The organism is Paenilisteria portnoyi, assembly GCF_014322795.1.
Classification (GTDB): Bacteria; Bacillota; Bacilli; order Lactobacillales; family Listeriaceae; genus Listeria_A; species Listeria_A portnoyi.
Window position 1 is genome coordinate 58,077 of record NZ_JAASTT010000009.1, and the last position, 22,885, is coordinate 80,961.

Annotated in this window: 23 protein-coding genes and 2 other annotated features; all 23 genes read left to right on the plus strand. The window is 40.2% G+C overall.

The features are described from left to right. Positions 1 to 2 precede the first annotated feature (2 nt). A complete protein-coding gene (hemB, locus tag HCJ66_RS07815; RefSeq protein ID WP_187132620.1) occupies positions 3 to 983 on the plus strand; it encodes a porphobilinogen synthase in 981 nt (326 codons plus the stop codon). Next, positions 984 to 2,270 (plus strand): glutamate-1-semialdehyde 2,1-aminomutase, encoded by a 1,287-nt coding sequence (hemL, locus tag HCJ66_RS07820; RefSeq protein WP_187132621.1) that lies wholly within the window; start codon positions 984 to 986, stop codon positions 2,268 to 2,270. A gap of 44 nt (positions 2,271 to 2,314) precedes the next feature. Next, positions 2,315 to 2,537, plus strand: a binding site (T-box leader). A gap of 62 nt (positions 2,538 to 2,599) precedes the next feature. Continuing rightward, the gene (locus HCJ66_RS07825; RefSeq protein WP_187132622.1) at positions 2,600 to 5,242 is read left to right on the plus strand and encodes a valine--tRNA ligase; all 2,643 of its coding nucleotides are present in this window, start codon (positions 2,600 to 2,602) and stop codon (positions 5,240 to 5,242) included. A gap of 74 nt (positions 5,243 to 5,316) precedes the next feature. Then, positions 5,317 to 6,600, plus strand: a complete 1,284-nt coding sequence (locus tag HCJ66_RS07830; protein WP_187132623.1) for a bifunctional folylpolyglutamate synthase/dihydrofolate synthase — start codon at positions 5,317 to 5,319, stop codon at positions 6,598 to 6,600. Positions 6,601 to 6,842: 242 nt separating this feature from the next. Beyond that, positions 6,843 to 7,586 (plus strand): prepilin peptidase, encoded by a 744-nt coding sequence (locus HCJ66_RS07835; RefSeq protein WP_187132624.1) that lies wholly within the window; start codon positions 6,843 to 6,845, stop codon positions 7,584 to 7,586. A gap of 16 nt (positions 7,587 to 7,602) precedes the next feature. After that, entirely contained in the window at positions 7,603 to 8,277 is a 675-nt protein-coding gene (radC, locus tag HCJ66_RS07840; RefSeq protein ID WP_187132625.1) for a RadC family protein, read from the plus strand. A 238-nt stretch (positions 8,278 to 8,515) separates the two neighbouring features. Then, positions 8,516 to 9,529: a rod shape-determining protein gene (locus HCJ66_RS07845; RefSeq protein ID WP_187132626.1), complete on the plus strand. Its 1,014-nt coding sequence runs from the start codon at positions 8,516 to 8,518 to the stop codon at positions 9,527 to 9,529. An 84-nt stretch (positions 9,530 to 9,613) separates the two neighbouring features. Then, a complete protein-coding gene (mreC, locus tag HCJ66_RS07850; protein WP_187132627.1) occupies positions 9,614 to 10,477 on the plus strand; it encodes a rod shape-determining protein MreC in 864 nt (287 codons plus the stop codon). After that, positions 10,477 to 11,001: a rod shape-determining protein MreD gene (gene mreD / locus HCJ66_RS07855; RefSeq protein ID WP_187132628.1), complete on the plus strand. Its 525-nt coding sequence runs from the start codon at positions 10,477 to 10,479 to the stop codon at positions 10,999 to 11,001. The genes mreC and mreD overlap by 1 nt, the downstream gene beginning before the upstream one ends. Positions 11,002 to 11,178: 177 nt before the next feature. Beyond that, on the plus strand, positions 11,179 to 11,856 hold the full coding sequence (minC, locus tag HCJ66_RS07860; protein ID WP_187132629.1) for a septum site-determining protein MinC: 678 nt from the start codon (positions 11,179 to 11,181) through the stop codon (positions 11,854 to 11,856). Between the two features lie 2 nt (positions 11,857 to 11,858). Beyond that, on the plus strand, positions 11,859 to 12,659 hold the full coding sequence (gene minD / locus HCJ66_RS07865; RefSeq protein WP_185388067.1) for a septum site-determining protein MinD: 801 nt from the start codon (positions 11,859 to 11,861) through the stop codon (positions 12,657 to 12,659). A gap of 89 nt (positions 12,660 to 12,748) precedes the next feature. Next, on the plus strand, positions 12,749 to 13,378 hold the full coding sequence (locus HCJ66_RS07870) for a hypothetical protein (RefSeq protein ID WP_187132630.1): 630 nt from the start codon (positions 12,749 to 12,751) through the stop codon (positions 13,376 to 13,378). Continuing rightward, positions 13,375 to 14,727 (plus strand): ribonuclease E/G, encoded by a 1,353-nt coding sequence (locus tag HCJ66_RS07875; protein WP_187132631.1) that lies wholly within the window; start codon positions 13,375 to 13,377, stop codon positions 14,725 to 14,727. The genes HCJ66_RS07870 and HCJ66_RS07875 overlap by 4 nt, the downstream gene beginning before the upstream one ends. Before the next feature lie 61 nt (positions 14,728 to 14,788). Further along, positions 14,789 to 14,866: a sequence feature (ribosomal protein L21 leader region), on the plus strand. Positions 14,867 to 14,878: 12 nt separating this feature from the next. Continuing rightward, positions 14,879 to 15,187, plus strand: a complete 309-nt coding sequence (rplU, locus tag HCJ66_RS07880; RefSeq protein WP_036061720.1) for a 50S ribosomal protein L21 — start codon at positions 14,879 to 14,881, stop codon at positions 15,185 to 15,187. 21 nt (positions 15,188 to 15,208) lie between these two features. Further along, positions 15,209 to 15,529, plus strand: coding sequence for a ribosomal-processing cysteine protease Prp (locus HCJ66_RS07885; RefSeq protein ID WP_187132632.1), 321 nt, complete (start codon positions 15,209 to 15,211; stop codon positions 15,527 to 15,529). A gap of 14 nt (positions 15,530 to 15,543) precedes the next feature. Further along, positions 15,544 to 15,834, plus strand: coding sequence for a 50S ribosomal protein L27 (rpmA, locus tag HCJ66_RS07890; RefSeq protein ID WP_036066768.1), 291 nt, complete (start codon positions 15,544 to 15,546; stop codon positions 15,832 to 15,834). A 519-nt stretch (positions 15,835 to 16,353) separates the two neighbouring features. Further along, positions 16,354 to 17,166 (plus strand): MIP/aquaporin family protein, encoded by an 813-nt coding sequence (locus tag HCJ66_RS07895; protein ID WP_181675407.1) that lies wholly within the window; start codon positions 16,354 to 16,356, stop codon positions 17,164 to 17,166. Between the two features lie 46 nt (positions 17,167 to 17,212). Next, positions 17,213 to 18,706 carry a glycerol kinase GlpK gene (gene glpK / locus HCJ66_RS07900; RefSeq protein WP_187132633.1) on the plus strand — a complete coding sequence of 498 codons (1,494 nt, stop codon included), beginning with the start codon at positions 17,213 to 17,215 and terminating at the stop codon, positions 18,704 to 18,706. A 411-nt stretch (positions 18,707 to 19,117) separates the two neighbouring features. Beyond that, positions 19,118 to 20,407 (plus strand): GTPase ObgE, encoded by a 1,290-nt coding sequence (gene obgE / locus HCJ66_RS07905; protein WP_187132634.1) that lies wholly within the window; start codon positions 19,118 to 19,120, stop codon positions 20,405 to 20,407. Positions 20,408 to 20,425: 18 nt separating this feature from the next. Then, positions 20,426 to 21,283 carry a prephenate dehydratase gene (pheA, locus tag HCJ66_RS07910; protein WP_187132635.1) on the plus strand — a complete coding sequence of 286 codons (858 nt, stop codon included), beginning with the start codon at positions 20,426 to 20,428 and terminating at the stop codon, positions 21,281 to 21,283. 127 nt (positions 21,284 to 21,410) lie between these two features. Next, positions 21,411 to 22,136 carry a YebC/PmpR family DNA-binding transcriptional regulator gene (locus tag HCJ66_RS07915; protein ID WP_187132636.1) on the plus strand — a complete coding sequence of 242 codons (726 nt, stop codon included), beginning with the start codon at positions 21,411 to 21,413 and terminating at the stop codon, positions 22,134 to 22,136. Positions 22,137 to 22,211: 75 nt separating this feature from the next. After that, positions 22,212 to 22,577, plus strand: a complete 366-nt coding sequence (locus HCJ66_RS07920; protein WP_187132637.1) for a DUF4064 domain-containing protein — start codon at positions 22,212 to 22,214, stop codon at positions 22,575 to 22,577. Between the two features lie 135 nt (positions 22,578 to 22,712). Then, on the plus strand, positions 22,713 to 22,856 hold the full coding sequence (locus HCJ66_RS07925; RefSeq protein WP_187132638.1) for a hypothetical protein: 144 nt from the start codon (positions 22,713 to 22,715) through the stop codon (positions 22,854 to 22,856). The last annotated feature ends 29 nt before the right edge of the window (positions 22,857 to 22,885 follow it).

Consider the following 22,885-nt stretch of genomic DNA (forward strand, 5'->3'; position numbering starts at 1 on the left):
CTATGAGTTCTAATTTTGATAGGCATCGTCGTTTGCGTAGCAGTGCAGTAATGCGTGATCTTGTTCGCGAAACAGTTCTACATACCGACGACCTGATTTATCCTATTTTTGTAAAAGAAGGCAAAGAAGCCAAAACAGAAGTGAGCTCTATGCCTGGCGTATTTCAATTTTCTCTACATGAATTGGCGACTGAAGTTACAGAGCTTACCAAATTAGGTATCAAAGCTATTATTTTGTTCGGTCTTCCCGACGATAAAGACGATGTAGGTACTGGCGCATATCATGATCATGGGATTGTTCAAGAGGCCACGCGATTAGTGAAAAAGCTAGCTCCTGACATGCTTGTCATCGCGGATACGTGTCTTTGTGAATTCACCGACCATGGGCATTGCGGTGTAATTGAAAATGGCGAAGTAAAGAACGATGCATCGCTAAAATTACTTAAACAAACAGCAGTTAGTCAAGCAAAAGCTGGTGCGGACATCATTGCCCCTTCTAATATGATGGATGGATTTGTGCAAGTCATTCGTGAAGGACTGGATGAAGCTGGATATCAAGATATTCCAATCATGTCCTACGCTGTAAAATATGCTTCTGCTTTTTATGGCCCATTTCGTGATGCGGCAAACAGCGCACCTCAATTTGGCGATCGTAAGACCTATCAGATGGATCCAGCAAACAGACTTGAAGCGCTCCGTGAAGCAAAGAGTGACGAACGAGAAGGGGCTGATTTTCTGATTGTCAAACCCTCTCTTTCCTATCTAGATATTATTCGAGACGTACGCAATCAAACAAACCTCCCTGTTGTGGCATATAACGTGAGTGGCGAGTATGCAATGGTGAAAGCAGCCAGCGCCAATGGTTGGATCGATGAAGAACGCATTGTTATGGAAATGCTGACGAGTATGAAACGTGCAGGTGTAAGTCTGATCATTACGTATTTCGCCAAAGACGTTGCCTTCTATTTAAAAGGAGATGCTTAGATGAATAAATATACAAACTCAATCAAAGCCTTTAAAGAAGCCGAAAAAGTGTTGCCAGGTGGTGTTAATAGCCCAGTTCGTGCCTTTAAATCAGTCAATGCTAATCCTGTTTTTATGGAACATGGAAAAGGGGCATACTTAACGGATATTGACGGCAATAAATATATTGATTATGTCCTATCTTGGGGGCCGTTAATTCTAGGTCACGCAAACGAAGGCGTTATAAAAGCAGTAACCGATGCGGCTATGAAAGGGACAAGTTTCGGAACACCAACGGAAATCGAAACTGAACTTGCAAAACTTGTAGTAGAACGCGTGCCATCTGTAGAAATGGTTCGGATGGTATCCTCGGGAACAGAAGCAACGATGAGTGCTATTCGACTGGCAAGAGGCTACACTAAAAGAAATAAAATCGTGAAATTTGAAGGTAGCTATCATGGGCACGGCGATTCCTTATTAATAAAAGCTGGATCAGGCGTTGCAACACTTGGTTTACCAGATTCTCCTGGAGTAACGCCGGGACTTGCAGCAGACACGATAGCCGTTCCATACAATGATTTAGAAAGCGTGAAGTTTGTTTTTGAAAAATATGGTGCGGAAATCGCTGCCGTTATTGTGGAGCCAGTAGCAGGGAATATGGGTGTCGTACCTCCAATTGAAGGTTTCCTAGAAGGTCTACGCGAAGTCACGACCCAATATGAAAGCCTGTTGATTTTTGATGAGGTCATGACCGGTTTTCGTGTTGATTTTTACAGCGCACAAGGCCTGTATGTTGTCACGCCTGATATCACTTGTCTCGGAAAAGTAATCGGTGGCGGACTCCCAGTCGGTGCTTATGGTGGAAAAAAAGAAATTATGGAGCAAATTGCCCCAGCAGGTTCTATCTATCAAGCAGGAACACTTTCAGGAAATCCAGTAGCGATGAATGCCGGCTATGCGACCCTAAAACAATTAACACCACATCACTATGATGCGTTCAGATCCCTGATAGATCAGCTTGAAGAAGGTCTAGAAGTATTATCTAAGCAATACGAAGTTCCGCTCTCTATCAACAAAGCTGGTTCCATGTTCGGCTTTTTCTTCACTGATCAGAAAGTAATCAACTACGATACTGCAAAAACGTCTGATTTAAATTATTTCTCAAACTACTACCGAGAAATGCTTAACAACGGTATTTTCTTGCCGCCTTCACAATATGAAGGGTTATTTATTTCAACAGAACACACAGATGTAGAAATCGCGAAAACATTAGAAGCGATAGAAGCATCTATGAAAGCACTACATTGACGTTTCCACGTTTATTTGATACAATAAATCCAATCTAAATATTCGTAAATGCAAGGATGAGGAAGAGTAAAATATTTTTTCTTAACTAACAGAGAGGAGACGGTTGGTGCGAGTCTCTAAGAAAAATATTTGAACGTAGCCTCTGAGCAGTATCCCTGAAAAAGAGTAAGGGATATCGGGAAACTTTCTCTCGTTAAATTAATGAAGTGCCGGTTTTGTGTACGGTAAAAAGGTGGTACCGCGGAAAATACTCTTTTCGTCCTTTATGGATGAGAGGAGTTTTTTTGTGCTTCAAAAATGATGAAAATCAATGTATAGGGGGAAAAATAATGACTGAATTGAATATGCCAACAAAATATAATCCGCAAGATATCGAAAAAAATAGATACGACTGGTGGATTGAACAAGAATTTTTTAAAGCGGATGGTAAAAATGATAAACCTGGATACTCCGTCGTTATTCCTCCTCCCAATGTAACTGGGAAATTACATTTAGGTCACGCATGGGACACGACACTGCAAGATATCTTAACACGCATGAAGCGGATGCAAGGATACGACACACTTTATCTACCAGGAATGGATCACGCTGGTATAGCTACACAAGCGAAAGTGGAAGCCAAGTTGCGAGAAAGCAACATTTCGCGTTATGATCTTGGCCGAGAAAATTTCATATCAAAGGCTTGGGATTGGAAAGAAGAATACGCTACGTTTATTAGAGAACAATGGAAGAAAATCGGTTTAGGCTTAGACTACTCTAGAGAAAGATTTACGCTAGATGAAGGCCTGTCTGATGCTGTCAAAAAAGTCTTTGTTTCACTATACGAAAAAGATTTGATTTATCGCGGTCAATACATTATTAATTGGGACCCTGTTGCTAAAACGGCTCTATCAGATATCGAGGTTATCCATCAAGATGTGGAAGGTCAATTTTATCATTTGAAATATCCACTAACAGACGGCTCAGGTTTCCTCGAGGTTGCAACGACAAGACCAGAAACTATTCCTGGGGACACAGCTGTTGCCGTTCATCCTAAAGACGAGCGCTACCAATCATTCATCGGAAAAACAATCACACTGCCGATTTTGGGAAGAGAAATTCCAATTGTTGCAGATGACTATGTGGAACGAGAATTTGGGTCAGGAGTGGTAAAAATCACACCAGCACACGATCCTAATGATTTCGAAGTTGGTAATCGTCATGATTTACCACGCATTATCGTAATGAATGAGGATGCAACAATGAACGAAGCATCTGGAAAATATAATGGCATGGACCGTTTTGAAGCGAGAAAAGCGATTATCGAAGACTTTAAAGAATTAGGTCTATTCATCAAACAAGAGCCGCATCTCCATTCCGTGGGACACTCAGAACGTACCGGAGCTGTAGTTGAACCTTATTTATCCATGCAATGGTTTGTAAAAATGCAACCACTAGCAGAGCAAGCAGTGAAGTTACAAGAAAATCCAGATGAAAAAGTAAATTTCATTCCCGATCGTTTTGAAAAAACCTATTTATCTTGGATGGAAAATATTCATGATTGGTGTATCTCTCGTCAGTTATGGTGGGGACATAGAATCCCAGCATGGTACCATAAAGAAACGGGTGAACTCTATGTGGGAGAAAATGCGCCTGCAGATATCGAGAATTGGAACCAAGACGAAGATGTGCTTGATACATGGTTCAGTTCAGCATTATGGACATTCTCAACAATGGGATGGCCCGACGAAGAGAATCCTGATTTCAAGAAGTTTTTCCCAACGAGTACACTGGTAACTGGATACGATATTATCTTTTTCTGGGTATCTAGAATGATCTTCCAGTCCGTAGAATTTACAGATACAAGACCTTTTAAAGATACATTGATACACGGTTTAGTTAGAGATGCGGATGGCAAGAAAATGTCTAAATCACTTGGAAACGGCGTTGATCCAATAGAAGTAGTTGAGAAATATGGCGCAGATTCGCTACGTTATACATTATCCACAGGAACGGCACCAGGACAAGATTTGAAATTCAGTTTTGAAAAAGTAGAATCAACTTGGAACTTCATTAACAAAATTTGGAATGCTTCCCGTTTTGCTTTGATGAATATGGAAGGCATGAAATATGAAGCAATCAATTTATCAAACGTAACAGAAGTAAGTGACAAGTGGATATTAACACGACTTAATGAAACGATTGAAACGGTTACCAATCTTGCAGAAAAATACGAGTTTGGCGAAGTAGGTCGAACGCTATACAACTTCATTTGGGATGAGTTTTGCGACTGGTATATTGAAATTGCTAAGATATCCTTATATGGTGACGATTTAGAGGCAAAACAAACGACAAGATCCGTTCTAGCATATGTTTTAGATAATACGATGCGTTTGTTACACCCGTTCATGCCATTTGTAACAGAGGAAATTTGGCAAAACTTACCTCACGAAGGGGCATCTATCACCATTGCAGATTGGCCTAAAGTCAATAAAGAGCAAATCGATAAGGAAGCCGCAGAGTCAATGAAGTTACTTGTGGAAGTTATTCGAGCAGTTCGTAATATTCGAGCAGAAGTAAATACTCCACTCAGCAAACAAATTGAGTTACAATTGAAACCAAAAACAGAAACACACAAAGCTATTATGGAGGCGAATATTTCTTATATTGAGCGCTTCTGTAATCCTGAAACAACTACAATTTCTTTTGATATAGAGCCTTCAAAAACCGCAATGACAGCTGTAGTTTCCGGTGCAGAGATTTACTTGCCGCTAGAAGGTCTCATAAATATTGATGAGGAAATTACACGATTAGAAAAAGAGTTGTCAAAATGGAAGAAAGAAGTTTCGCGCGTACAAGGCAAATTATCTAATGAAAAATTCATGGCAAAAGCACCAGAAAATGTTATTGAAGAAGAACGAGCAAAAGAAAAAGACTATATGGAGAAAAAACTATTGGTCGAAGAAAGAATTAATTCATTGAAAAACAATTAAAGGAACTATTTCAGACTTTCTGTGCACATATTTTTGCAGAAGGTCTGATTTTTAGTATAGAAAGGATGATACATATGGATATTAAAAGCTATACAGAAGCTCTGGAGTGGATTCATGGAACGTTACGTATGGGAATTAAACCTGGACTTATGCGAATGGAATGGATGCTTGCTAGGCTTGCTAATCCAGAGAATAAAAATAAGTGGGTACACATCGCTGGTACGAATGGAAAGGGCTCAACATTAACGTTTCTCCGTAACATTCTAGAGCAATCTGGATATAGAGTGGGAACTTTTACATCGCCTTATATTGAGACTTTTAACGAACGGATTAGTGTCAATGGCACACCTATTGATGATGAAAAAATTGTTGTACTCTGTAATAGAATAAAACCTTTAGCTGATGAAATTGCTCAAACAGAAATGGGTCATCCGTCTGAATTTGAAATCATTACGGTTATGATGTTTCTTTACTTTGCTGAGTATGACAACATCGATATTGGCCTTATTGAAGTTGGACTAGGAGGTAGGCTTGATTCCACAAATGTCATTACACCTCTAGTTTCTGTAGTTACAACGATAGGTATGGATCACATGGAGTTCCTAGGTAATTCGCTCGAAAGTATTGCGATGGAAAAAGCAGGTATATTCAAAAAACATATACCCATTGTGAGTGGTGTAATTCAACCAGAAATACGTGTGCTATATGAGGAAAAAGCGAATGAATGTGAATCTCGGCTATATCAACTAGATACTCATTTTTCTATGCAAAAGCAGGTAGAGGGGGTATTTACCTATAGAACAGAAAATCAGGAAATAATAGATATAGGGGTAGGATTGATGGGTGATCATCAGCTATGCAATGCTGCGGTTGCTATAAGAACAGCAGAATTACTTAAGGAGCAACAATTTGTTATTACCGATGAGAATATTAAAAAGGGCTTAAAAAAAGCTAAGTGGCCAGGACGTATGGAGCAAATACATGATAACCCAATAATATTCTTAGACGGTGCACATAATCTTGAAGGCATGAAGGTATTGGTGCATTCAGCGAAAAAATTCAAAGGCGTTCGTATAAAAGTACTTTTCACAGCCATGAAAGATAAAGAATTTACAGAGATGATATCCTTATTAAATGGGATAGACGATGTACAAATTTATCTAACCACTTTTGACTATCCTCGAGCACTTGCGAAAAACGAAATAAAACAAATTGCTACTGCCAATAATATTATGGCTGTTGAAAACTGGGAAAATAAGTTGAATAACTGGATAGCTAGTGGAGGAGAAGAGGTTATTCTAATTACTGGTTCACTTTATTTTATATCGGAAGTTAGAAAGAAATTATTGTATTATTAATACGATATTTGTCCGAAAAGGCTCTGGTTAAAGGGTCTTTTTTTATTATTTTATATGTATTCTTGCTAGATGTAAATTGTACATAAAAGTATTTTGGGCTGCATTTCCCTGTAGAAATCCTACTTTGCTCTTAGGAAAAATCTGTTTTTAAAGCTACAATTCTATACAAGAAAGCTATTTTGGTAATATGACATTAAAATTTTATCATGCTATATTTGTGTCCAAGAACTTGGAGGTGTAGCATGATTTATTTTATTTTATCTGTTTATAGCTTAGTTTTAGCATCCTTTTTACATGTTGTAGGGATAAATTATCCTTTACGAAAGCCATTTTTGCGCAGAATATCTTCTGAATGTGATTATTGTGGAGAGAAACTAGCGGCTATTCATATGCTGCCTGTTGTTTCGTTTGTTCTTTTAAAAGGGCGTACAGGGTGTTGCAATCAACCTATGAGTTGGAGTTATTTTATCGTAGAGATATTAGCACCTATATTTGTCTGTATTTTATATAGCGTATACGGTCTTGAAAGCCCATTTTATCTATACCTTTTTATATTTTCGCTATTACTGATCCTCTATGTCAGTGATATATTTTATTTGTATATTCCAAATGTGATTTTATTGGTTCATTTTACCATGTACACTAGTTACTATGGCTATATTGATTTTGCGGTTCTTTTGCAACATATGTATCAATTAATTATTGGTGCGGTGGTATTTTTAGGAATATATTTATTTGTTAGAAAAGGATTTGGTTTTGGAGATATAAAATTATTGATATTGCTTTGTTTTTTTCTAAGCTTGAAAGAGGCGATATTCATTTTTATCATCGCGGTGTTCTCTGGAGCAATTTTAATGAGTATGATTGCTATATTTAAGCGAGGAATAGGGAAGAAGCGGATACCATTCGTTCCGTTTATCTTGTTTGGTTTTTTGCTATGCCCATTTGTCAATGATTTGTTCTGGCAGTTTGTTCTATATAAGTGAGAAGGAGGAGAAGCACATGTTTATAAGAGAAATGTCTGACACAGAAAAACCACGGGAACGACTCCAGAAAAAAGGGGTATCAAGTTTATCTAATATCGAATTATTCGCAATCATCCTTGAAACTGGAAGTAGAACAGAATCTGTTGTAGATTTAGCTAACAAAGTAGTAGCGAGATATTCGGAGATAGCAGATATGAGAGAGGTTACATTACAAGAGCTAACAGAAATAAATGGGATTGGTCTTGCGAAAGCCGCGAAAGTATTAGCTGCAATTGAGATAAGTAAACGAATAGGGCAACAGAAGGTAAACACTTGTCCAGTAATTAGAGGGCCTCAAGATGGTGCTGATTTAGTGATGCAAGAGATGAGTATGTTGTCTCAGGAACACTTTCACTGCGTTTTTTTAAGTACTAGAAATAGACTGGTTCACCGAGAAACAATATTTATTGGTAGCTTGAATAGCAGTGTCGTCCACCCCAGAGAAATTTTTAAACAAGCGATGAAGTATTCTGCGGCTGGTGTTATGTGTTTTCATAATCATCCTTCAGGCGATGCAAGCCCTTCAAGTCAAGATATTACAGTGACAAAACGGTTAAAAAAAGCAGGTGACTTACTAGGAATTCCTTTAATTGATCATATCATTATTGGTAATAATACTTTCACAAGTTTGAAGCAAGAAGGTTATTTCTAAAGAAAAGATAAATATTTCAAGTATCTCATCAAAAATTAATGTCTGTTCTTCTTAGTTATGTTATAATAAGATGGTTGTTTATGTGTATCTGTTTTTACATAAAGCATCAAGGGATATCAGCATACCTGATTATTAAAAGACAATACTTTGGGGCTGGGAATTTAAGAACTAATAAGTTAATAGAGAGACAGCAATCATGAACAAAGTGATAATTAAGAAGAGAAAAGGAGATTAATAAATGTTTGGATTTGGTAATAAAGATATTGGAATCGACTTAGGAACTGCAAACACTTTAGTATACATGAAAGGTAAGAGTATTGTTTTAAGAGAACCATCAGTTGTAGCAATGAAGAAAGATACACAGGAAATTGTTGCAGTGGGTAGCGAAGCAAAGAATATGATTGGCAGAACACCAGGAAATATTGTTGCCATTCGTCCAATGAAAGATGGCGTTATTGCTGACTATGATACAACAGCAGCGATGATGAAATATTATATTCAAAAAGCGAGCAAGGGTACAAGTGCAAGTAAGCCACGTGTTATGATTTGTGTTCCGTCAGGGATAACTGGTGTTGAGAAGCGTGCTGTAACGGACGCTACACGACAAGCTGGTGCTAAGGAAGCATATACAATTGAAGAACCGTTTGCGGCTGCAATTGGTGCAGGTTTACCAGTGTGGGATCCAACAGGTAGTATGGTTGTAGACATTGGTGGCGGAACGACAGAAGTTGCTGTTATTTCACTTGGTGGTATTGTAACTAGCCGTTCAGAGCGTACTGCAGGAGATGATATGGATGACGCTATTATTAATTTCATTCGTAAAAAATATAACCTGTTAATCGGGGACCGTACTGCAGAAACAATAAAAATGGAGATTGGCTCAGCGGATCCTGTTAATCTCGGCTTAGAACCATTTAGTATTCGAGGCCGTGATTTAGTGACTGGGTTACCAAAAACAATTGAAATTTCACCTGAAGAAATAAGCGAGGCATTAGCCGATACGGTTGCTTCGATTATTGATGCTGTGAAGAGTACTTTAGAGAACACTCCTCCTGAGCTTTCCGCGGATATCATGGATAAAGGTATCGTTTTAACTGGTGGTGGTGCACTTCTTCGTAATTTGGATTCAGTTATTGCAGAAGAAACGAAAATGCCAGTAATTATTGCTGAAAATCCACTTGATTGTGTTGCAATTGGTACGGGTAAATCACTAGAAAATATGGATTTATACAAAAAGAAAAAAATGAACTAAAGTAGCTTACTTATTTTTTGGTGGATTTTTGGAACCTATTGAACAGTTGTAAAAGAAGAGGATTGACGAGATGAGGTGTTCATTATGCCACAGTTTTTCTTAAATAAACGTTTAATTATCTTGTTGATATCCATTATTGTTTTAGTAGCATTGGTAGGATATTCACTGAGTGGGAAAAGTAAAGCATCATGGCCAGAGCAATTTGTGAAAGATGTTGCGGGGTTTGGAGAAAACATTGTCTCCAAACCAGTGGGCTTTGTTGCAGGTTTTTTTGATGGTGCAAAAGATTTAAGAAGCACATACACTGAGAATGAGCATCTAAAAAAACGTTTAGAAGAATTGGCACAACTTGAAAGTAAAGTATCAGATTTAAGTAAAGAAAATGCAGAGTTAAAAAAATCATTAGATATCGAAGCAGATCTTAGCGATTATGAACCAATTAATGCAACGGTCATTTCACGAAATCCGGACAATTGGAATACACAAATTCAAATTGACAAAGGTTCTGTGGATGGTGTGAAACCTAATATGGCTGTTCGTACTCCTGAAGGTATGATTGGGAAGGTTACTAAGACGGGTGCGAAATCTTCGACAGTGAAGTTACTTAGTTCCACCGATGACAGGAATAGGATTTCTGCGATTGTGCAAGGAAAAGCTGCTGCATACGGTATTATCAATGGTTATGATGCCGAGCAGAGATTATTAGAAATGAAACAATTACCAGTAGATCAAAAATTTACTAAAGGCGAGAAGGTAGTTACATCTGGTTTAGGTGGAATTTTCCCGTCAGATATTTTTATTGGGACAATTGAAAAGGTTGAAACTGATAAGATGGGGTTATCGCAGACTGCACTTGTGAAACCGGGAGCGGATCTATACGATTTGAGTCACGTCATTGTATTGAAACGGACTCTGGAAGGTGATGATTCGGAAGGATCTGGTTCCTGATGAATATGAGAAAAGTAGTTGTAATGCCACTTATTGCAATCGCGATTTTTATTTTGGAAGGTGTTTCTAGCATGTTGTTTAGCCAATCGTTCTTTGGTGAACAACGATTCTTTATCCCGCACTTTCTTATTGTAATGCTTGTTTTAATGACCACTTTTTATGGTAGAAATGCTACATTAATTTATGCTTTTATACTGGGCATGGTCTTTGATATTTATTACACGGGGATTTTAGGCATTTATTTCGCAATTTTCCCCTTGGTTGTATATCTGACGGATAAATTTATGAAGGTTCTGCAGAATAATATCATGTTAGTGGGGCTTGTAGCTATTTTCAATGTGATTCTTACAGAGTGCTTAGTGTACGGTTTTTATGTTCTTATTGGTGGGACTGATATGGTACTAGCATCCTTTGTAGATCAACGTTTGTGGACAACAATTTTATTAAATTTAGCATTCTTTTTAATTATGTATTTCCCCTTCAGAAGTTTTTTGTTGAAACTAAAGAGAAGCGATGGGAAATAAAATAGAATGAAAACCGATATCAGTCTGTTGCTTGTATGTATTTTGAGTACATATTCAGTAAGGTGGGTCTGCTTACTGGAGAGGGGCTGTACAGACTGATATAATTTTATTATGATGGAGAAGTATCTTTTGAATTCTAGTGTATACTAAATATATGAGCTGTGAGGTGAGGGGAAGTTGAAAAAGTATGTCCAAATAAAAGGGACGAAAGATGGTATAAGCATTTTTTTAAGTGATGTAGCGAGTATTGTCGAACTGGAAGAAGGATTATTGCAACACCTTAAGGAACAGCAGAAAATAGTATCTCAGGATCAAAAGTTGTCTGTTCAAGTACATATAGGGAATCGCCTTTTTACAGAAGATGAGGAACAAAGTATTATGACTATTATCCAAGAAAATAGTGCAATGGAAGTTCGTGGATTTACGAGTAATGTCATGAGTAAACAAGATGCAAAGAAGTGGAAAGAGGAAGAACAGATTTTTTCGTTAGCGACAGTCGTGAGGTCAGGTCAAATAATTAATGTGCCAGGCGATTTATTACTTGTTGGAGATGTTAATCCAGGTGGCTCTATTCGAGCAACAGGTAATATTTTTATTCTTGGGAATGTAAAAGGAATTATTCATGCGGGTTTTGAAGGAGATTCGAAAGCGGTTGTTACTGGTAAATTTCAGTACCCATCGCAAATTAGAATTGCTGGTGAGATTCGTGGATTTGATGATGAGGAAAATAAAGGTCGGGTTGAAGAGAATATTCTGACTGCATATATAGATGAAAAAGGTAAGCTAGGAATTGATAGTTTACACATTTTAAGAAAAATTAGACCAGAAATTTCTAATTTTCAAGGAGGACAATAATCATGGGTGAGGCTATAGTTATAACTTCAGGAAAAGGTGGCGTTGGTAAGACGACTACAACAGCCAACCTTGGTACAGCACTTGCATTGCAAGGCAAGAAAGTGTGCTTAGTCGATATGGATATCGGACTTCGAAATCTCGATGTTGTTTTAGGTCTAGAAAATAGGATTATTTATGACCTTGTAGATGTTGTGGAGGGACGCTGTAAGTTGCATCAAGCGGTTATTAAGGATAAACGCTTTGAGGATTTGCTGTTTCTTTTACCTGCAGCACAAACAACAGATAAGAGTGCTGTTACAGGACAACAAATGAAAGAGTTAATCGCGCAAATGAAGCCGGACTATGATTTTATTCTTATTGATTGCCCAGCCGGAATTGAGCAAGGATACAAGAATGCGGTAGCGGGTGCAGATCGTGCGTTGGTTGTAACAACACCAGAAATATCGGCTGTTCGCGATGCTGATAGGATAATTGGTTTATTGGAGCAAGAGGATATTGAGGCGCCTAAGTTGATTATTAATCGTATTCGGACACAAATGATGCGAAACGGTGATGTAATGGATATCGATGAGATTACGACGCACCTATCTATTGAGTTGATTGGTATTATTATAGATGACGACGAGGTTATTCGTTCTTCTAACAGTGGTGAGCCAGTCTCTATGCAAGCGAGTAATAAAGCAAGTATTGGATATAGAAATATCGCTCGTAGACTGCTTGGTGAATCTATTCCGTTAATGTCAATTGACGAGCAAAAACAAGGCTTCTTTAGCCGCTTAAAAATCTTATTTGGTGGTAATTGATTAGACAGATAATAAAAGTTGGATTTATTAATGGAGACGTTGATGTCTTTTATTAATAACCAGCTTTTTTGCTACAGGAGGAGTTTTTCATGGATGAATGGAAATCAGAGGATACACGTCGGATTTTAGAACAATATAGAGATAGAAATCCGTTACCTATTGAGAAACAAGAGGAGCAGGCTAGTTTTGAGATTATTAATCATGTGATGAGTCGCGCGGAGGTTTTGTCAGAAGATGAAATAAGAGCAGTTGTCGCCACGTCAAATTACATGTTTTTGATGCCTGCAGATCGGCAAAAATTTATGGGAGAGCTTACTAAATCTTACAATGTAAAGAAAGGTGAGATATTGGCTTGGGAGAAAACAATTAGCGATTCAATGGAAGAGTCCATGGAAGATGCAAAACAGGTTCTATTTGATATGCCGGAAGTATGGATGTACTCACAATTAGCGACAGGACGCTATGATGTTAAAGTGGGAGCAGAGATACAAGATTTGTTACAGGTCTTTTTTGAGGCATATCCAATTACGTTCAAAAAAAATGTAGATTATAAGTCTATTATCGGCGCTGCGGAATATGCCATTATTACAAATCGATATCCAGAGTTAAAGGATTTTGATCAACAAACACTAGCAGATAAATATGAAGTATCTAGAACATCCCTGGCAGTCTGGTATAGAAATATAAAAAAATATTGTGTCTGGGAGGCATGGCATTGAGAATTATTATTAACGCTATGGGGAAAGAAAAAAGGGTTGCGTTTTTAGAAGAGAAGGTATTAGTGGGGCTTGATATTATTAGACCAGCTACGGAACCGCAAGTGTCAGATATATACTTAGGAACGGTTACAAAAATAAATCAGAAAATCAATGCTGCGTTTGTGAATATAGGCCACAAAGAGAATGCGTTTATCCATTTGCAGGATATTCCAGAGTCATACCGATTACATGAAGGCTTGAAATTAATGGTGCAAGTGAAGCGGGAGGGGAATGCAACAAAGGCTCCTCTACTTACTGGTATGATTGAGGTATCTTGTGGTTCAGTGGTATACAGTTATGGGAAGGCATTTTTGGCGATATCTAAGAAAATAAAAGAGGTAGATAAAGGTCTATTACAGCAACTTGTGTCACCATTATTAAGGGAGAATGAAGGTCTGATTTTACGTTCTATTGCGGCAGATATTAGCTCGGCTGAAATAGAGGAAGATATAGTGCAAGCTCGGCGTGAAATGGAAGAGCTGATGGCACGGGCAAAAGGATCTAATCGGAAAATTCAAGAAGCAATGGTCAGTATTCCGATAATGTTGCAAAGTAATGCTCTTGTGACTAATGAAACAGAGATTATTTGTGATGATGCTGGACTTTATCGTGACTTACAAGCGCAATTTCCTAATGTATCGCTTTTTCGTGAAAAGGGTGGGATTTTCTCTGCCTATAACCTTGAAGTGGCGATTAATCGATTGCTACGCCCAACTGTCTTTTTAAAGAATGGCGCATCTATCGTTATTGAGAAGACGGAGGCTATGTGGGTGATTGATGTAAACTCTGGTAATTATAAATCGAAAAAAGAAGTGGATGAGGTCGCGTTTGACATAAACTTAGCTGTGGTGGAAGAAATCGGTCGTCAAATGAAATTACGAAATATGAGTGGCTTTATTTTAGTTGATTTTATCGGTGGAATGAGTCGTGTTCAATTAGATCGTTTACAGGAGCGGGTACAGGAAGTAGCTTCTTTAGATACGACAACGGTTCGTGTGGAGGGGCTTTCTGAGAATGGTTTGATGCAATTGACACGGCGCAAACGACAGAAATCACTTATCGAGGAAATGCAGTGTGCTTGTCCAACGTGTGAGGGAAGTGGGTATGTGTCTTCTGTTCAGACGCTTATTTATCAGATGGAGCGGGAGCTTAGAGGTGTTTTTGCAAGTGAACCATCCTATGTGGCTGTGACGGTGACGATGGATGTTATGGATGCTTTTTTGGATGAAATTTCGTTTGATGGGGATATTGATTGGATGATTGCGGATGAGGTACGGCCATTTTATCGGATATCACAAGTGGAGCATTGACAATAGTTGTTGACACGGGCTTTCTTTATATGGTATCATTCTAATGTTATGTTTGTAGCGCACCATGCTACAACCGCTCAGAATAGGGTCAAGTATTGTTTCTAACAATCCCCTCATGATGGCGAGTCTAAGTATATGAGGAGGTGCAAGTATGTACGCAATTATTGAAACAGGTGGAAAACAAGTTAAAGTTGAAGCTGGCCAAGAGATCTATGTTGAGAAATTAGCAGGTGAAGTTGGTGACGTGGTAACATTTGACAAAGTTATTTTTGTTAGTGGTGACGCTGTTAAAGTTGGGGCTCCATTCGTGGACGGCGCAACAGTTACAGCTAAAGTTGAAAAACAAGGTCGCGCTAAGAAATTGACTGTTTTCAAATATAAGCCTAAAAAGAACTATCACAAAAAACAAGGTCATCGTCAACCTTATACAAAATTAACGATTGATGCAATCAACGCGTAATTTGTAAAGGGGATGATACTTATGATTCATGTAGATTTTATTCGGCATGAGGAACGAATCGTTGCTTTTGAGATGGATGGACACGCAAATTTCGCTGAACAAGGTGCTGATTTGGTGTGTGCAGGGGCTACATCGATTGCTTTTGGCATGGTAAATGCGATTAGTGAAAGAATGGGAGTCGAACCTGTGATGGAAGAAGAAGATGGTTATCTTTATTATTCTGTCCCGGAAAAATTAGGGGTTAGTGAGGATGTTCAAATATTGCTGGAAGGCATGGAGCATCAATTGATATCTTTAGCGTATAGCTATCCTGATTATATTACGATTAACTCCAAAAAGTAGGAGGTGGAATTTTCATGTTAAAATTTGATATTCAACATTTTGCCCATAAAAAAGGCGGTGGTTCTACATCCAATGGACGTGACTCCGAGTCGAAACGCTTAGGTGCTAAACGCGCTGATGGCCAATTCGTGACTGGTGGGTCTATCCTTTACCGTCAACGTGGGACAAAAATTTATCCTGGAACTAACGTTGGACGCGGCGGCGACGATACTCTTTTCGCTAAAGCAGACGGCATCGTACGTTTTGAACGTATGGGTCGCGACAAGAAAAAAGTTAGTGTTTATCCAGTAGCACAAGAAGCATAATATGACGAGAGATCCTTCTTTGAGGGGTCTCTTTCTTTTATTGTGGTTCTATGTCGATTGTTGGAGCGCTCGAACAAAGCGAGCGGTTAATCCTTCGTGAGCGTTTGAACAGCCAGATGCCCGGCTTGTAGTCCGAAGCGCCTAACTACTCTTCCGCAAATCCTTAAGCAACTCCAAAACCCAATTCTCCACCAAAATCATTTTTCATAAAAATCATGTTTACCTGCCATATCTGTTAGGGTATAGTCCATAGACAAGTGCAATAAAACACAAGCGAAGTTATGGGGACGAAAGGGTTGACAGCGTTTTCTTGATATGGTTTAATAGCTGTAAGTTAATAAATTTGTCAGGAGATGAGATGACAATCAAAACATCTATAAGTCTGCTTTTATGCAGTGCTTAGTTTTGGTTGTCATTCTTTTTTTGAAATAAATGAAGAAAAGGTTTATGGGCGATAAGTAACAAGGGGCGTTTTACGTTGCGGTGTCTAGACCAAAAAATCAAAAGGAGTTGGAGTAAATGGACACAAGTATTGGCACACAATTTTTAGGAGAATTATTAGGAACGATGATCTTGGTATTGTTCGGTGGTGGCGTCGTGGCGGGCGTTTCGTTGAAGGGGTCAAAAGCGGAGGCAGGTGGCTGGGTTGTTGTCACGATTGCTTGGGGCTTAGCGGTTACAATGGGTGTTTATGTTTCCGGTTACATGAGTTTGGCTCATTTAAATCCAGCAGTAACAATCGGAATGGCGTTAACTGGTAATTTCCCTTGGGCGGATGTTTTTCCGTACATATCTGCGCAGTTTATCGGTGCATTTATCGGTGCAACGCTTGTCTGGCTTCACTATTACCCGCATTGGAAAAAAACAGAAGACAAACCTACAAAATTAGGCGTGTTCTCAACGGCACCAGCGATTCGTCATTACACATCGAATTTTTTCGGTGAAGCATTAGGTACTTTTGTTCTGGTTTTTGGACTCTTATCGATTGGGGCTAACAGTTTCTCAGATGGTTTAAATCCATTAGTTGTTGGTGGGCTCATCATTGTTATTGGGATGTCACTTGGTGGAACGACTGGTTATGCGATTAATCCGGCTCGTGACCTCGGACCTCGTATTGCGCATTTTGTTTGGCCGATTGCTGGAAAAGGTGGATCGGATTGGTCTTACTCGTGGGTTCCGGTTTTAGGACCGATTGTTGGTGGGGCGCTTGGTGGACTAGGTTATAACGCGATTATTAAAGAGGATTTCGGAATTTGGTTATGGATTTTCCTTGCTGTATTCCTTGTGATTTTACTATTCACGATGCAACTTGATAAAAAGCAAAAAGCGTGACAAAATTATAAAAACTGACATACTTATTTTGAAGGGGGAATTTTAGATGGATAAAAAATATATTTTAGCATTAGATCAAGGTACGACTAGTTCAAGAGCGATGATTGTAGACGAGACGGGCGAAATTATCGGTGTGGAACAGAAGGAATTCGAGCAAATTTTTCCGAAGCCAGGTTGGGTGGAGCATAATGCGAATGAAATCTGGGCATCGATTTTAGCGGTGATCGCGGGTGTGTTACTGAAAACGAATATTTCATCGAAGGATATTGCGGGAATTGGTATTACGAATCAACGTGAAACGACGGTGGTATGGGAGAAAGAATCGGGAAATCCGGTTTATAATGCGATTGTTTGGCAATCTCGTCAAACGGCGGACATTTGTAATCAGTTGAAAGAGGACGGTTACAATGATATCGTTCGTGACAAAACCGGATTATTGATTGATGCGTATTTTGCGGGAACGAAAGCTCGTTGGATTTTAGATCATGTGGATGGTGCGCAGGAACGTGCGGAAAATGGTGAGCTGTTATTCGGAACCATTGACACGTGGCTCGTTTGGAAGTTGACTGGCGGGAAAGCGCATGTGACGGATTATTCGAATGCTTCGCGGACACTTTTATACAATATCTATGATTTGCAGTGGGACGATGAATTGCTTGAGATGTTGAATATTCCAAAAGCGATGCTACCAGAAGTTCGCCAATCCTCGGAGGTGTATGGCATGACAGTACCGTATCATTTCTTTGGCGAAGAGGTTCCGGTTGCAGGGATTGCGGGGGACCAACAGGCGGCGTTATTTGGACAAGGTTGCTTTGAAAAAGGCGAGGCGAAAAATACGTATGGCACGGGTTGCTTCTTGTTAATGAATACAGGAGACAAGGCGGTTAAATCGGATACTGGCTTGCTGACAACGCTTGCGTGGGGTATTGATGGAAAAGTAGAATATGCACTGGAAGGTAGTATTTTCGTGGCGGGTTCTGCGATTCAGTGGTTACGTGATGGCATGCGGATGTTGCGTCATTCGGGAGATTCAGAAAATTATGCGTCGCGGATTGAGTCCTCTGATGGGGTTTACGTTGTTCCTGCGTTCGTTGGTTTAGGAGCGCCATATTGGGATTCTGACGTGCGTGGTGCCGTGTTTGGCTTGACGCGTGGGACGGAGAAAGAGCAGTTTATTCGTGCGACATTGGAATCTTTAGCTTACCAAACAAAAGACGTGTTGGATGCGATGGAAAAAGATTCGGGAATCGAGTTGAAGCTGCTACATGTGGATGGCGGAGCATGTGCCAACGATTTCCTTATGCAATTCCAAGCGGATATCCTAGATGTACCAGTAGAACGTCCTGAAAATCGCGAGACAACAGTACTTGGCGCTGCATTCCTAGCAGGCTTAGCAGTGGGCGTTTGGAAAGATAAGAGTGAGATTAAGAAACACTGGAAATTGGATAAGAAATTTGAAGTAGCGATGAAAGAGGAAGAGCGCGCAGAATTATATGACGGCTGGAAGAAAGCTGTGAAAGCGGCGCAAACTTTTAAATAAGAAAAGCTGAAACGGCTCGTTTAGCTCCGAAAAAAACTGGAGCAGCCGCAGGAAAAAGCCGCTCTTGCTTTTTGTGGCGGGTGTGAAGTTTTCGAGGAGTTGGCCGTTGAAGCTGGATCCAAAGAAGTGCTGAAACGGCCCGAGCTAAAGGAAGGCAGTTTCACTAAGTTCTACTGCATATTGAGGTTCTAAAAAGCAAACGACGCTTCCAAGAACCACAACAAAGCCGGATTCGGAGGCGCCAAACATGACGCCATATATGGTAGAAGAGCCTAAACCTGTAAAGTGGGTTTAGGCTCTTTCGTATGAAAAAAATCCACCCACCCATAAAATATTTTCGAAAAAGGATGACTATGCAAGTAAAGTTCGTTATAATGAACAGACGATATAAAATTGGACGGGAGAATGATTATGTTTATAGATCAAGTGAAGATATATGTAAGAGCTGGTGATGGTGGAGATGGAATGGTTGCATTTCGCCGAGAAAAGTTTGTTCCAAATGGTGGACCGGCTGGCGGTGACGGTGGTAATGGTGGCGATGTTGTTTTTGAAGTAGACGAGGGTTTACGTACGTTGATCGATTTCCGTTATCAGCGCCGTTTTAAAGCGGAGCGTGGCGAACATGGGATGAGTAAAAGTATGCATGGACGTGGTGCAGATGATTTAGTTATAAAAGTACCACAAGGAACAGTTGTATCGGATGTGGATACAGGCGAAGTTATCGCGGATTTAGTGGCGCATGGTCAACAGGCAGTTATTGCGAAAGCTGGTCGTGGCGGACGTGGAAATAAACGTTTTGCGACGTCGGCGAATCCGGCTCCGGAATTATCGGAAAATGGTGAGCCAGGGCAAGAGCGTTCGATCCAATTAGAGTTGAAAGTGTTGGCAGATGTTGGTTTAGTAGGTTTCCCGAGTGTGGGTAAATCGACGTTGCTATCTGTTGTTTCTGCCGCTCGTCCGAAGATTGCGGCGTACCATTTTACAACGATTGTGCCGAATTTAGGAATGGTGGATACAGGTGATAGTCGTAGTTTTGTTATGGCGGATTTGCCTGGTTTGATTGAGGGCGCTAGCCAAGGTGTTGGTCTAGGACATCAGTTCTTGCGCCACATTGAGCGGACGCGTGTTATTGTGCATGTGATTGATATGTCGGCGTCAGAAGGTCGCGATCCGTATGATGATTATTTAGCGATTAATAACGAGTTAGAACAATATAATTTACGTTTGATGGAGCGTCCACAGATTATCGTTGCGAATAAGATGGATGTGGAAGGCGCTGACGAACAGTTAGAAATTTTTAAAGGGAAGCTAAAAGAAGAGATTCCGATTTTTCCGATTTCAGCTGTAACGCAAACGGGTCTGAATCCGTTGTTGCTTACGATTGCGGATAAACTGGAAACGACGGCGGAATTCCCGCTTGATGAGTTGCTTGAAAAAGAAGAAGAGGAAACGGTTCTTTATAAATATCAAGCAGAGGCGCCTGATTTCGAAATTACGCGTGATCCAGATGGTACGTATGTGCTTAGCGGTGAGAAATTAGAACGACTATTTGCGATGACGAATTTTGAGCGTGATGCTTCGATTCAACGATTCTCTCGTCAACTGCGTGCGATGGGTGTCGATGATGCGCTTCGTAAACGTGGTGCGAAAGATGGCGAAACGATTCGTTTGTTTGATTTCGAGTTTGAATTCATCGATTAATAAAGGGGTGGCATTTTTATGAAGGTTGGTTACTTGGGGCCTGTTGCGACATTCACGCATTCAGCAGCGATTAGTGCTTTTCCAGATGGGGAAGCGGTCGCTTATGCAACGATTCCGGATTGCATTATGGCGATTGAAAAAGGAAAAGTGGATGTGGCGGTTGTTCCGATTGAGAATACGCTTGAAGGAACGGTTAATATTACGCTAGATTATTTATTTCATATTTCGAGCGTGCCGATTGTGGCGGAGATTGTCGTCCCGATTGCGCAACATCTCATGGTTCACCCAAATAATGAAGCTACCTGGAAATCTGTCCAAAAAGTGATGTCGCATCCTCAAGCAATTGCGCAGTGTCATACGTTCTTGCAAACGGAACTGTACGGTGTGGAGCGCGAAACGACCCCTTCAACGGCTTATGCTGCGGAATGGGTAAGCAAACATCCGGATGAGCTAGTTGCGGCTATCGCGCCTTATATGGCGGCTGACGAGTACGGACTTACAATCGTTCAAGAAAATGCGCAGGATATCGAGCTGAATCAGACGCGATTTGTCGTTTTAAGCCGAAATTCAGTGCATATCGCTTTGCCTGATCGCGAGGAAGAGAAGACTTCGGTCAGCGTTATTTTACCGAATAACATGCCGGGGGCGCTTCATAAAGTGTTGGCAACGTTCGCTTGGCGTAATATTGACATGAGCAAAATTGAATCCAGACCGTTAAAAACATCGCTAGGGGAGTATTTCTTTTTGATTGATTTACTTTCTGATGGTGAGGCGAAATTGGTTCAGAATGCGTTGGAAGAAATCGCTTTACTTGGTGGGAAAACGCGAGAGTTGGGAACGTATCACGTCTATCGTCTTCCTGTGAAGATGAAATAATACATTTAGAATCACGCTTAACCAGTTAAAATCGGTTGCGCGTGATTTTTTGCATACCGTTTTCATTGAAGTTTCACGCGAACTAGGCTAGACTTTTAAGTAATAAGTTTAAGGGAGTGTAGTGATTATGGCAGGACATTCGAAATGGAAGAATATTCAAGGGCGTAAAAATGCGCAGGACTCTAAACGGGCGAAAGTTTTTCAAAAGTTAGCGAAGGAAATTTTTGTGGCAGCGAAGGGTGGCGCGGATATTGCTACCAATGCGTCGTTGCGGCTTGTGGTGGATAAGGCGAAAGCGGTTAACATGCCGAATGATAATATTAAGCGGGCGATCGACAAGGCGGCTGGAAATACGAGCGGGGAACATTATGATGAGATTACATATGAGGGTTATGGACCTGGCGGGATCGCGGTTTTGGTACATACACTAACGGATAACCGGAATCGGACGTCAACGAATGTGCGTGTGGCGTTTAATAAGAATGGTGGCAGCCTTGGCGAGACGGGAAGTGTCGCTTACATGTTTGATCGCAAAGGCTATATTGTGATTGAGCGTGAGAGCTTAGAAGTGGATGAAGATACATTTATGCTAGAGGCGATTGAGGCTGGGGCGGATGATGTGGTGCTGAGTGAGGAAGCTTTTGAGATTTATACGGAAGCAAGTGCTTTTACGGATGTGAAGGATGCGCTTAGTGAGGCAGGGTATGTGTTTGCAACGGCAGAGTTGTCGATGATTCCTCAAGTTGTGAATGAAGTTCCTGACGATAAAAAGGAGCAATTCGAGCGGATGATTGATGCGTTAGAGGACGATGATGATGTGCAGGAAGTATACACAAATGCGGATGGGTTTTGAACTGCTTTACAGAGCGTGAATATTAGTGTAATCTTGGTTTAGTGGTTTAAATTTGTGAATGAGAAGGAGAACTTAATGAATAGAACGGCAGAATTTGTGTTAGGATTAATTGGTGGGATTACGGGCGTGATTGCATCGGGGACTGCAATGTTATTGGGTGTATTTATGACAGCAGCTTCTGCGGTGACACTAGAGGACTTCGGTAGTTTCTTTGGACTTGGCGCCATTGCTGCAGGCGTTTTGGTATTCTTAATGTCTGTTTTTGCGATTGTGGCGACTTGTTTAATCAAGACGAATGTTAAGTTTTGGGGAATCATGTTGATTATTATCGGCGGCGTTGGCTTTATATTAATTCAATTTATATGGGTTGTTCCTGGTGTACTACTGCTGATTTCAGGCATTATGTGCGTCGCTCGGAAGCCCCAATACGAAGATTTTTGATTGCGGACTTGCTTACTTTGGTAGGCAGGTTTTTTTGTGTCAAAACTGTAAGGTGAATGTCATCTGAATCGCGGGAAAGCCGGTCTTTTTATTGGTAAAATGGGTTTATAAATAAGGCGAATGGAGCGGATGAAGATGAAAAAATTAGTTGTGACTGGTGCGGTTTTAGGGACGTTATTGTTAGGTTTGAGTGGCTATTTCGTGTATCAGGTGCAGGACGTGGTGGTTGTTGGGACGAGTTCGCCACAATTGGAAATGTTACAAACTGTGCAAAAATAGTACGCTGATTACTTTCTTTTCAAGCTGTT